Raw genomic sequence first — 12486 nt, forward strand, 5'->3', positions numbered from 1 at the left:
GCCTTGCGGCTCAACTGGAGGTCCAAGAACTTGACCCTGCTGTCCTACAGCTATTGTATCACGGGCACCTCAAAGCCTGCTGATACCTGAAACTATTTACTTTTAACTTATTATACGAGGGAGGTTTTGCCATGGCTGTTGATAAAAAAGGCACAAAGCAGGTCGCTGCGAACAAAAAAGCATGGCATGACTACTTTGTCGAGGAAAAATACGAGGCAGGCATTGAGCTTGCAGGCACCGAGGTAAAGTCCATCCGTCAGGGACACATCAACCTGAAGGACAGCTACTGCACCTTTAAGGACGGCGAGATCTTTGTGCGCGGCATGCACATTTCTCCTTACGAAAAGGGCAATATCTTCAACAAGGACCCGCTTCGCGTGCGAAAGCTGCTCATGCACAAGAAGGAGATCATTCAGCTGTTCAGCAAGACCAAGCAGGACGGCTACTCGGTCATTCCGCTTGCGGTCTACTTCAAAAGCTCTCGTGTAAAGCTGGAGATCGGTCTGTGCAAGGGCAAAAAGCTGCACGACAAGCGCGACAGCATCGCGGCACGCGATGCAAAACGCGAGATCGACCGCGCGATGAAAGAGCGTAATCGTTAATCTTACCCATGAATATGGGGCCGTAACGGGTTCGACGGGGGCGTTGAAGCCGGGATAGCGGGCCGCAGCGGGGATCTGCGATAAAAGCTCCAACTGTTTATAAATTAAACAACAACAATTATACTCTTCAGGCTGCCTAATTAAGGCTTAGCCCGTCGGCTCAGGGAGGACCACGGCCCAGAGACCCGGCGTCGATTAGTGGTGAACGTGTACGGGGTAAGAGTTGCCTCCGTCATGTAACATGACTCTACCAAAACGGTAAGCCTGTTTGCCGGCGTACCGCGGCGGGAATTTTAATCGACAAACTGCGCCCGGAGAAGTCCTTGTGGATGCGCTTTCGGACAGGGGTTCAACTCCCCTCGGCTCCACCAAAACTAACACAAAACCGACGGTTTAGACCGTCGGTTTTGTGTTTATCCATGATAAATTATAACTTTTCTGAGAATGCGATTTTGCGTTGTAGCCATTTGTAGCCATTGACAGCCGCAAAATTCCGTGGTATCGTTAAGCCACAGAGGTGAGGAGCATGGCATACGGCAGCATTACGCAGCGCGGCGACAAGTACCGCGTGTGCTTTGACTACGGCATTGACCGCGAGGGAAATCGTGTCCGCAAGTACCGGACGTTTGACACAAAACGCGACGCGACCCGTGCATTCAATGAGCACAAGGTCAAGATGGACAAAGGAACGCAGATTATGCCGAGCGAGTACACATTCGCGCAGTGGCTTGACTACTGGTACAAGGACATCATCCTGCCGCAGATCGAGGAGACGACCGCATACGGCTACCGCGGCATGATCGAGAATTACCTCAAGCCGCAGCTTGGCGAAATCCGGCTGCAAAAGCTGACGGCACGCGATATTCAGCAGTATTACACCTGGCTGATGAGCGAGAAGGAGCTGTCGCCGAATACGGTCATCAAGCATCATAATCTGCTGACGAACACGCTGAACGCGGCGGAGCGGCAGGAGTACATCACGAAAAATCCGATGCGTGCGGTGTCGCCGCCGAAAAAGCGTCAACGCGAGGCGAAGTTCTACACGCCCGAACAGCTTGGCATTCTGCTCGACAAGGCTGTCGGAACGCGGCTCGAGCTGCCGGTGTTTATCTGCGCGTATCTCGGACTGCGCCGCGGTGAGCTGTGCGGACTGCGGTGGAGCGATGTTGACCTTGAACACCAGACCATCACGATTGAGAATACGCGCACGCAGGCGGGTAAAAAGGAAATTGAGAAGGGCACGAAAACGGCGTCCTCGACACGCACGCTTTATCTGCCGGATACGCTGTGCGATATGCTGAAGGCGGCGAGGGAGCATCAGCAGGCGTGCAGGGCAGAATATAAGAATGCCTATGACGATAACGATTATGTGGTCGTGATGGAGGACGGCAGGCCGTTCCGGCCGAATTATCTGTCTGAGCTGTTCGGCAAGTTCCTTGCGGATAACGATCTGCCGAAGATCGTACTGCATGAGCTGCGGCATACATTCGCGTCGCTGTCCAATCAGGCGGGCATTCCGGCGTATAATATCGGCAAGGCGCTCGGACATTCCACACCGGCCACCACGCAGAAGATCTACACGCACCTGCTCGACCAGACGCACACGCAGGCGGTCGAAGGCGTGGCCGCAATCGCGGATGAGGCGCGCCGCAAGGCAGGCAAGGAATATCTTTTACAGCTTGCGAAGGCACTTATTGATGAAATCCGCGTGTGGAATCCGATGAAGTTCGGGGACTGCAACGAATATACGGAGGAAATCCAGTCGATCGGAGGGCGGCTCGAGCCGCATACGGACGCGGCAGCGCTCGGCAGCATACTTTACGAGACGTTCCGCGCGTCCTTCGGCACCCGCTCGTTCCGGTGCACGCTCGAGGAGTGCGAGAGCGTGGCGAAACGGGTGTTTGAGAAGGTGCAGAGGTGAGGAACGCGACAGAGTATATCTTGATGAATAAGGATGTGCCGTATGCGCTGTTCTCCTGCGTGCAGGACGAATTTGGCGAAGAGAGTGCCGTTCTTCGTGAGTGGTATACCGACATGCGGCCAATCGGCCTGCAATCGCTCACGGCATGGCTTGAAAAGCGCAGAGCGCCCAAACGCCGCAAACATATGGAGCAGCTTCTCGAGCAGTACGGCTGTGTCGGTCTGGAGGGCTTTCTGCGTGTGACGCATGCGCTGTCGCTCAACGATACCTTCTGGGTGAGAGGTGAGTCAGAGACACTCTGCTGGGATGAGGTTTCGCTTTACCGGAACGAGTTCGATGCGCTCATCGCGCAGGCGGCATTCAGCGGCGTAATCAGCGAAGAAGCGCTGTCCTCTACCTCGCCGGAGTTCGGCACGGACGGCTACTATGCGAAATGCTGGGTGCGCGAGGATGACGGTATTTATCTGTACAAGAGCGGCAGCGATACCTATGAGATTGAGCCGCTGTCCGAGCTCCTTGCGTGTCAGCTTGCGGAGCTGATTTGTCCACAGGCTGTGCATTACGATCTGGGGTTCTATCATCAAAAACTGATCTCCAAGTGCCGTCTGTTCACGGATGAGGCGCACGGTCTTGCAAAAATCAGTGATTTTCCCGACCGCCCGAATAGTGTATCGGGATTGATGAAATTCTATGAGAAATTCGGAGCGGAGGATGTGCTTCGGCGCATGTTCGTGCTCGATGCACTGATTTTGAACACTGATCGCCACCTCGGCAATTTCGGTTTCCTGTTCGACAATCAGACGATGGAAGTCAAGACTCCTGCTCCGATGTTCGATCATAATCGCAGCCTGCTGTTTGACCTCGATGAAGATCAACTGGCGAAGCCGGAGTGGTATATCAGTAAGTGCCGTCCGCGCATCGGCGTGGACTTTATCAAGACGGCAAAGGGCATGCTGACGGATGAAATCCGGCAGGAGCTGAAAAATCTGGATGGGTTCCGCTTTGCAGCGCATCCAACGATTGAGCTGCCGAAAGGGCGGCTTGAAGCACTGTCGGATGTCGTGGAACGGCAGCGACGGGCGATTTTTGAGTAAAAAAACGAGGGTACATACCATGGCGGTGTGTACCCTCGCTGTCGTTTATATATGCTCAGATCGCCTGCGACTTCTTCATGTCGCGGGGGAGAACCTTGATGTAAACGCCGTCCTCGCGGACCTGGGTCTCCGGCAGGTCGGTGTCTGCTTCGGACGCAGCCTCCGGCATGACAGATACTTCGTTAGACTCTCTGCTCTTCGCGGCGCTGTTCAGCTCCTCCTGCAGACGGTTCTCGAGCCAGTCGATCATCGCGTCGCGCGGAACGATGATGCGGCGGCCGAGATGGATGCAGGGAAAGCCGGGCTCACGGAGCAGGTCGTAGATGCCGCTGCGAGAGATCGGGAAGATCTCCAGCAGGTCGTTGGCGGAAAGCATTTCGGGCTTCGACTTCAGATGCGCAAACATGTTCATGATAATTTCCTCCTAATGGATATTAAAATGGTATAGATTTTGATGAAACCGGTCCAGCCGATTTACCTGCGGGGTAGTGGGTGCAGAGTGCTCCTCTGCGGTTATAATATATACGCCGGTGTGCGCCTTAGTCGGTTTTCGACTTGCAGCGGCAGCATTTACGGCATTTTTTCTGCGGTTTCTCACCGAAATACTTCTCGATGACACGCCACAGGCATTTCGTAGAGTCGACCAGACCGTGCAGTGCATTCTCCGAAATGTTGCGCCCCTCTGCGAGCAGGCGGCGGTGAGTCTCAGCGATGGTTGCCGTGTCGTAGTAGCGGCGCGGCGGTACTAATGTAATTGCAGGATTAGACATGTTAGTTCCTCTCCTTCAGCAAGTATTTTTAACGTAAGGATACAGCTCTCACTTTTATAATATATAGACCGCAGATCTCTGTAATCAGAAGCGTTCTTCGTATTCCTCAAGAGCATCAAACCGAATGCGATACACGCGCGGCGTATCCTTCTTGAGGCGTACCTGCAATGTGCCTTCCTCCTGAATAACGAGCGCGCCCATATCCTTCAGCTCGCGCGCGATTTTGGAAAGAGTATAGTTCTGGTATCCATCCTGTAAGCGGATCGCACGTTCCAGCGCGGCAGGCCGCAGACACAGATCGTTTTTCCACTCTATTCCGTCTCGCTTGTCCAGTTTTTTTATGTTCTTCGTCAGGTTAAATACTTTGGGATCACCATAACATTCCAGAAGAACAAAGGCAAGATTGCCCTTTTTCTTGCTGCGGTCGAGGTCATCGAGCAGCTTTTTCTGGTACTGCTGTGATTGCTCAATCCCGGTCTCATACCGTGCTGTAATCGGCTCGGCCGACGAAGCAGACAGTCCGTCTTCACGGGCTGCGCGAAGTGCCAGAGAGAACACAGTACGCAGAATGAGAAAGTTGTGGAATACGCGAGGATGCATGTCGTCCGGCTTCTCCTCAGAATTGATTTTCCGGAAATTCTCAGCCGCCTCGGACTCATGCTGTAGGAACCATTCGATAAAACGACGGCAGGCAGCGCCGATCAGCTCCGGCGTCAGAGAAGACGCCACAACAGGCGGCTGTGTGAGGGGGATAAAAATGCATCGCGTAATGTCCGAAGGGTTCTCGAGAGCAAACTCGGCGGTCAGAATAATTCCGGCGTTGCAGGAGAATGACATAGTCTGATTGCCAGCTTTTTTAGAGATACCGGACGCATTGGTGCCCTCGCGAACGAACTGTGCACCTAAATCACGATATTTCTGCTGGAGCTTGGGGCTCGCCGACAGGCACAGGTCATCTATCACAAGAGGCAGATCACGTGCGGTGACCATGGTGTCGTGAATAGCAGCCGGTGTGCTGCCGGCGCTGTACAGCAGGGCAGGTTTATTCTGCGAGTCGCAAATCCAGTCGGTAATCTTACGCGCAAGAGTAGTCTTGCCCAGACCCTGACCGCCGGTGATAGCCAGTACTGCCTGCCAGGACGGCGTGATCTCATTGATCCAGGAACGCAGGAGCGTAGTGAACAGAAAGATGATCGGCACCACCACAGCAGAAGAGCAGTAAACCAGCTCGGAGAACAGCGCCGCGAGCGGATGCTGGATGGGAGACAGCATCATGTGATAGCTTACCGGCGGACGTGGAAGGACCGGCGTAGTAATCGGTCCGATTAGCTGATCGCCCAGCACATACAAGGAATGACCGTCCGGCAGACGCTGCAGCCCCGTACGGGGCAGCAGCAGACCAGAGAAAGTTTCAAAATTGGAAACAGTGCCATCCATGATATCAGCAAACTGCGTGTTCAGCTCGCGGACAAGCGGACGGATATCGGGCAGACCGCGCAGACGGGGGACAGCTTTCTTCAGCCCGGATGTCGTCAGCTGGTCGGGCGGCAGAAATGCCGTCGCCATGCTGCCGTTATCGAACAGGAAATCAATCTTCGCGAGCGGCGGTACGAGGGAGTTGGCAGCAGGATCGTGATAGATCCTGCTGATTTCAGCGTATACAGAGGGAGCGTTGTTCTTACTCATAATCGCAGCCCTCCTCGATGCTTTCCGAAAAGATACGGGAAAGATGGACGGCGAGATCATAAAACGGATCTGCGCCAATGGGGAACTCCTCACGGTTCTCGTAAACGCAGCCGGTTCCCGGGTCGTACATCTGCGTCTCCAAAGAGGCAATCTGATCGTGCAGATGCTTAAAGCCAGCAATTTCCTCGTCGGAGAGCGTATGACGCTCTGCGATCATCGGTTCGCCTTCGCCGGACGAGCCGGGAACCGGAATGCGCATGACGCAGACCTGAATCGGCTCCGTGTCACGGGACTGAATGGTGGTCTTAACGGTTGCTTCGGGGTTTTTAGAACGGTTGATGTGGTTTGCCATGGGTTAATCCTCCTCAGAATGGGTAATGTCGATAATGGTGGCGCCGTCTGCCTCGGTCAGAACCGGGGCGGAGGGCTGATGACGGGGTGGGAGCAGCAGAACGTTGACCGTCAGCTGCGGCGCAGCCTCGGGAGCGCGCCTGCTGCGCTTGCGGCCATGTTTGCGGCCGCGGGGCTTGACGCTCTTCATATAGACGAGCGGGTGCTCCGGACGACGGATCTCCATGAGCCGTGCCTCCTTCGTAATTTGGATTTTTGACATTTGGCGTCCCCAACGTCGGCAAACCGGTTTGTGTGCGAAAAAGTAATGAAATTACTTTATAAAGTAAGTATTGCTTTTTCAACAATGATAGATTATCATGATTTTAGACGGCTGTCATCTGTAGATACTGCGGATTAACAAAGCACTTTTGCGATAAATTTGACATATAATCTGGATATTGCAAATATAAGGTTGCTTTAACTGGGGGAAGTAGATATATGGAAGATATCAATATGCTTGAAATCGTTCGAAAAATCGACGAAAATGATGTGGATATATGGAAAAAACAAATCATAAATCACGCAAAGGAGTATGTTAAAAAACACAGATTTTTCTCATATAAAGACGCAATTTTGACATTGCTTAAAATTATGGAGGAAACACGGAACAAAGAAATTTCAGACGAAGAACTGGGACAGCTACAGGTTGCCCTTGTTCTGTTGCTGTGTGTGCGCGACTCTGACAAAGAGGGGAAGACGGAGAAACGAGAGCTGAAGTGGCTGGACAGTCTAATGTACTATGAAGAGGAAACGCTTTGGCTGCGGCGATATCTCTATAAACGGCAGAAGTTTAGCTTGAGACGAACCCAACAAAATATAACAATATGTCCTGTCGAAGAAAATGAAATATGTTCTGCCGAAAAAACTGAGTTTACGGACAGACTGGAAGTTGTTCTGAATAACTACACGCAGTTTTTCAGGAAAGGCGTTTCTAAGATCTTCAAAATTCCAAAGAAAATAGGCAAATGCCGTTTGGCAGATCTGGTGCTGTCAGACTACGCCGTTTATCCGATTTTACCGGCGGTGCTCAGCAGTGACATCATTCAACTTAACGTATATCGGAAAAGTCCGGCTAAAAGCAAGCTCGTCAATCCGCATCTGGAGCTGCCGGAATGGGATGAGCCAATCAATAAATACAAGATTTTGCACAAAAAGAGCAGATTGCTCTGTGCAGACATAGCAGAATTTCTAGCAATGCATCTGCGGACTGTTTCGATACCGCTGTCCCGTATTGCCGATTCGCCGACAGGGTTCCTCGAAGCTGTGCAGGAAGAATTTGTTGTGCCGCGGTGCCGAACGGTGAATTTGGCCCAGGATTTGATTGCGTTCTATGATTTAGGGATGAATGATGGTCAGCTCCTGCGTAATAAGATAAGTTCCTATATCGAGTGGCCTAAGAAGTATACACGTGAAGTAATCGAAGCCCGTTTCGCAGAGCACGGAAGGGAACTGGCGGAGGTCATTGATTTCGTTCGTCGGATGCTGTCGGCAAAGATCTGGTATGATACCTCCACGATGAAGGTCCGATACTGGCATGATATTCTTTTCAGTAAGCTGATAGATGATAAGGGATTGATCAAACAGGGGACAGCCTGTGACTTCTTTGGAGTAGATGCAAGGTCAAATAGGATGAAAGAAGCAGATCGTATTTTTGAACGGTATTTTGAGACAGTCAGGATAATTTACAATGTTGTGGAAGATACACTGCCGGATGCAATGTCAGGACGGGTTCAAAACAACATAGCGAACGATTTCATAATCCGATTTAATAAAACGATGGAAACGCAATATTGGGAAATGGAAGCGCTCTGCGGACAGATGGATGAGGTTGACGATGTCATCAAGCGTGCTGAAGATATGCCAAGACAGCTGCAGAAAGCGCTGGAAGGCCCATTGACCGTACAGGTGGCATATGACTTTGTAAAAGAGCACATTACCCATGCACCAAACAGCAAAGAGTGCATGGAAGAACGCGCTCAAAAATACTATCCAGAGAAGGAGAAGCGGTATGAACTGCTGCGGTATTATGCGGAGCACATGCCGGATGCGTGGGTGGCCATCTATCAATTTCTGCTTGCGCGATCCTTTGATGTCATCGGACACTACGCTGTTGCGATGTTGCGCCATTGTGCGATACGGCAATGCCAAATCGAGCTGGAGAAAGAAATAAAGGACATCGACGCGGACGTACAACGGATTAAGAGACAGATAGCGGCGAAGCAAAAGGAAGCCTCTCTAGCGGAAGCAAAATCCACTTCTGCGAAGGAAAAAGAATAAGGACTATAATAAATATCTGGGGTATCTGGGTGAAAATCCCAGATACCCCAGATATTTAGCAAAGGAAGAAGAAAAAACAGTGTATTTTAACAGACAAAACCGCCGGATATACATGAGCAATCCGACGGCCCTGTTTGGTCCTATTTCGTTTAATTGTTGTCGCTGACGGTCTTTACCGCCTTGCTCATCTCCTGCATCAGAGAAGCATGGCTGAGGTCAGATGGATCATCTGCGTAGCGGATCCAGTAGTGGCCGCTGAGTGACTGGCTGTGAAGTCTTGCACAGGCAGATTTCATGACCATAACTCCTGTCTTGAGTGCGTGTTCCTTAAACGGACCATACAATTCTTCGGTCAGATCAACGCGTTTCAGCAAGCGGAGAAGAGAGAAATCTGTGAAAACAATGTAGTGGTTGCCGTCACCGTTTTTGTGTTTACGAACATATCGGAAAGCAACAGCACTTTGCTCGATGTTCAGCAGCTTCCTGCCTTCATCGGGTGTTGTAGGCGTGTCGATGATCTCATCCTCGTAACGGCTCTGATCGGTTACCAGATCAAGCGCATTCTGGAGAATTTTCTGGCGTTCCTCTTCTGCTTCTTTCTGCCGTTTTTGTGCGGTTTGAAAGTCGGTTTCCGCAGCTTCCTTGGCTTGACTTTGATTCGGAAATATGGAATCAAGGAAAACATCGAGAAGGGCGTTGCGCCATTCTTCGAACGGATTGCGAAGAAAACTGTATGGACTGCACATACGCTCGTGCCAGCGTGTGCTTGCGTTAGTGGCATTTTTTCTGGTCAGCGCACGCGAGAACGCAGTACGGAGCCCGCTCAGCTGGGCGGTGGTCAGCGAAGGGATGACATCCGGCAGCTCGTAGTCCAACGTATCGGGACGATCGAAGAACGTCTTACTGCGGATGATCGGAACCGTCGAAAGCCGGGGAGGAAGAACACCCTTGTACGCACGGGAGCGGTCATATGTATCGAGCTTATCAAAGATTGGTGTGAGACCGCTGCCCTTCACAGTGCGAAGTATAATAAGACGGTCATGACAGCCACTCCAGTTTTTGAGATCTCCGCTGTCTTGGATAATGATTTCACGAGGAGCAACACTGCACGAGCCGTCCTGCACGGTGAAATTCATTGCCGTCAGCACACGGATGAAATTGGAATCTGCTTGCAGGCTTACCTTTTTGAGTGTAAAATTGTAGCAGAAGACGGGAATGTCGTCACAGCCGTCAAAGCTGCGGAGCTGCGTATCGAGCGCAGCGATAAGGATCGGATAGAGCCACTCGGCGTTCGCCTTCAGCGTGTCACTGAAACCGTCCAGATCGAGGGACTCATTCTTCCAGTTGTCACGGTTGGCCTTGATTGCCGCCTTGGACGGATGGGTTACCTTGATAGTGATTTCGTCTGGCTTGGGCGAGATACGGTCGGCGATGTACTTGTAAGCCTCTAGCTCGCCATCTGCTAGCTCGATGTCCGGTAGTATGAACTTGCGTTCTACCATGGACATCGGAATGGCGTACAGGCGGCAGTCGCTAGGACGGCATAGGCACAGCAAGCGATGTCGATAAGTGTAGCCATTGACAATTGTTCCTAGGGTGTCAGCCCAGCAAGCGAACCCGGGAACAGTGATGCCGTACGGAACGGTTGTGCATTCGTCTGCCCACTGCAGATGCTCATCGACGGTGAGACGCTGAATCAGCTGGCGCATAGAGTGCTTGGCCAAGTCAATACTCCCGAGGTGAACAACCGTGTTGGTCTGTCCGGCGACGACGGATTTTGCGAGGAAATTTGCGGGGGATATTGATTTTGCGGTTCTTTTCATAATAAAACTCCTTTCACATTGCGATTGTGTTCGGCTGATGATAGAAATATAGCAGACCGAACCGTGTTCGACTACAGATGTGAATGACGATGAGAAAGTTGCGTTTTGTGGATAATAAGTTGTCGGATTGGTTGAACTTTCTGGATTTTACACACTGATATGAATAAATGGTTCCAAAAAATGAAGGAATAGGAAGATTGATGTCATGGAAAAAGCTATGCAAAATCAAAAAGGGAAGGCAAAACAGGAACCGGACGGAGCCAGACTATTGGCACGAACTGTCAAGTCGGGTTTGCCTTTGAAAGGCTCACAAGCGGATGCCTTGGAGGTAGAAAGATGGCGGCAGACATTTGCGGTAAAGTGCGCACCTGGCGGCACGGACTGGAGTATATCGAAGAAGTTGTTCTCCAAAGCTGGATTTATTCTGCAGAGGACTCGATTTGGCGAGGATGAGCTGCGCATGGTTTTGCTGGACAGGGGACTTATTTTTACGCAGGAATTTGATACATTAATAGATATGAATGCTTCTTTTGAAGACAGAGTAACGAATGGAAGGTTCTATCGAAAAAGTGCAACAGATTATGACTCTCCGCTACAGTATGCAGAGGCCGTATTTGTGAAACAACATTCGGAAATGTCATCTAATATACGGAAGTGTTTTGAGCAATATACAAGAATTGCTAAGGAGAGGAAATTAACAAGGGAGCAATTAAAAAAACTAACGCCTCCAACAGAGGGACTAACTAAAGCGGAGAGCGAATGGCTTCAGAAAGCAATTAACAATGATTTCCTTGCAAGTTGGGATTGGTATTTTTGGATAAAGACAGGTGGTAAGCATTTTCGAACGGAAATATCTGAAGCGCATTGCAGGATTTTCAATGAGATTAATGAGCAAGCGAGCGAATTCGATAGGTTGCGTAAGAAGGCGATAGAGTGGTATGAGCTATCGGATGAACAGAAAAAATTTGCGTCGATTAGTCAAGAAAGTGCAAAAATAATTCTTGAAAAATTTAATAGTATATATCCTCAATGGACGATTCGCAATATCGATAAATGTGCAGAGAAACTGATCATGAGCGAAGAAAAAGCTCTGTTTGTCATGTATACAATCGTCGATAAAGCCAAACGGTCAAAAGCGAGTGATAAGGCCAATAGACTGATAGAGGAAATATATCTAACAGGAGAAATCTACCATCTATTTGAAGCAATTTTGCCTGAAATACCTTGCATGGATGCGCTGCATATGATCTGGAACGGATGGATGAAAGATAAGATATGTTCTAGTCGTAAATGTTGGGAAACATTGGTGTCAGCTATGAAGAAGCAACCTAAATTAAGAGAATATATACGCGTTTTCCCACCGCTTGAATTAGGAATGTACTTATCCGATCTGTTGTATACCTCGTTGCCGGAAAGCACGTGTAATTTGGCATATGATAATGTGTTCTTTGTAGAAGCAGAGACAGTATCAAAGTATAAATCTCTATACTCAGATCAATATAAGGATTTGATTGCGAAAGAAATGAAAAAAACACGTGTAGACGAATATCAGAAGTTGTGGATCAATCCGGAAACAACCAGAGAGGAAAGAATAAAATTCGTCCAATATAGGATAAGGTATTTCAAAGACTGGGAAATTCCCAACGATATATGCATATGGGATGGATTTTTCCCGATACAAGCTGCTCGAGATGAGGGTATTCGAGAACGACGGATGAGGAAATACAGTGGAGAGTTAAAGACATTGATACTTGAAAATGTCTGGCAGGATTGTATTCTTGATAAGGCGCGAACGAAATTGTGGGATATGGCTGTTTTGCAGTTCATGCTTCCAAAAGTAAAGAATAAATAGCGTAATAAAACAGCAATACAATTAATGAAGTGAATTTCTGTGTCACTCCGAATAGGATAGAAGAGAAC

11 protein-coding genes and 1 other RNA gene are annotated in these 12486 nt (G+C 49.9%); 6 read left to right on the plus strand and 6 right to left on the minus strand.

The annotated features are described in order from the left end of the window. Positions 1 to 131 precede the first annotated feature (131 nt). The 4 genes from smpB to H8S02_RS11805 all read left to right on the plus strand — a co-directional run bounded on the left by smpB (position 132) and on the right by H8S02_RS11805 (position 3617). A complete protein-coding gene (smpB, locus tag H8S02_RS11790; protein WP_118686166.1) occupies positions 132 to 602 on the plus strand; it encodes an SsrA-binding protein SmpB in 471 nt (156 codons plus the stop codon). A 16-nt stretch (positions 603 to 618) separates the two neighbouring features. Further along, positions 619 to 973, plus strand: a transfer-messenger RNA (tmRNA) gene (gene ssrA, locus H8S02_RS11795). Between the two features lie 155 nt (positions 974 to 1128). Beyond that, on the plus strand, positions 1129 to 2523 hold the full coding sequence (locus tag H8S02_RS11800; RefSeq protein WP_186970677.1) for a tyrosine-type recombinase/integrase: 1395 nt from the start codon (positions 1129 to 1131) through the stop codon (positions 2521 to 2523). A gap of 23 nt (positions 2524 to 2546) precedes the next feature. Beyond that, positions 2547 to 3617, plus strand: a complete 1071-nt coding sequence (locus tag H8S02_RS11805) for a HipA domain-containing protein (protein ID WP_186970678.1) — start codon at positions 2547 to 2549, stop codon at positions 3615 to 3617. A gap of 55 nt (positions 3618 to 3672) precedes the next feature. Here the strand turns inward: H8S02_RS11805 and H8S02_RS11810 are convergent, their stop codons facing one another. From H8S02_RS11810 to H8S02_RS11830, 5 genes are all read right to left on the minus strand, one after another. Next, complete coding sequence (locus H8S02_RS11810) at positions 3673 to 4029, minus strand: helix-turn-helix transcriptional regulator (protein ID WP_186970679.1); 357 nt, start codon at positions 4027 to 4029, stop codon at positions 3673 to 3675. A gap of 127 nt (positions 4030 to 4156) precedes the next feature. After that, positions 4157 to 4387, minus strand: coding sequence for a hypothetical protein (locus tag H8S02_RS11815; RefSeq protein ID WP_186970680.1), 231 nt, complete (start codon positions 4385 to 4387; stop codon positions 4157 to 4159). Positions 4388 to 4471: 84 nt separating this feature from the next. Continuing rightward, positions 4472 to 6073 (minus strand): hypothetical protein, encoded by a 1602-nt coding sequence (locus H8S02_RS11820; RefSeq protein ID WP_186970681.1) that lies wholly within the window; start codon positions 6071 to 6073, stop codon positions 4472 to 4474. Further along, positions 6066 to 6425 (minus strand): hypothetical protein, encoded by a 360-nt coding sequence (locus H8S02_RS11825; protein WP_186970682.1) that lies wholly within the window; start codon positions 6423 to 6425, stop codon positions 6066 to 6068. Before H8S02_RS11825 ends, H8S02_RS11820 begins: the two co-directional genes overlap by 8 nt. A 3-nt stretch (positions 6426 to 6428) precedes the next feature. Continuing rightward, entirely contained in the window at positions 6429 to 6686 is a 258-nt protein-coding gene (locus H8S02_RS11830) for a hypothetical protein (protein WP_186970683.1), read from the minus strand. Between the two features lie 218 nt (positions 6687 to 6904). On the opposite strand from H8S02_RS11830, the gene H8S02_RS11835 reads away from it, so the two are divergent. Next, the gene (locus tag H8S02_RS11835; RefSeq protein WP_186970684.1) at positions 6905 to 8743 is read left to right on the plus strand and encodes a hypothetical protein; all 1839 of its coding nucleotides are present in this window, start codon (positions 6905 to 6907) and stop codon (positions 8741 to 8743) included. Positions 8744 to 8892: 149 nt separating this feature from the next. Here H8S02_RS11835 and H8S02_RS11840 read toward each other — a convergent pair whose 3' ends face one another. Then, entirely contained in the window at positions 8893 to 10566 is a 1674-nt protein-coding gene (locus H8S02_RS11840; RefSeq protein ID WP_186970685.1) for a hypothetical protein, read from the minus strand. 205 nt (positions 10567 to 10771) lie between these two features. On the opposite strand from H8S02_RS11840, the gene H8S02_RS11845 reads away from it, so the two are divergent. Then, positions 10772 to 12418 (plus strand): hypothetical protein, encoded by a 1647-nt coding sequence (locus H8S02_RS11845; RefSeq protein ID WP_186970686.1) that lies wholly within the window; start codon positions 10772 to 10774, stop codon positions 12416 to 12418. The last annotated feature ends 68 nt before the right edge of the window (positions 12419 to 12486 follow it).

The sequence above is a fragment of the Agathobaculum hominis genome, from assembly GCF_014288055.1.
Lineage (GTDB): Bacteria > Bacillota > Clostridia > Oscillospirales > Butyricicoccaceae > Agathobaculum > Agathobaculum hominis.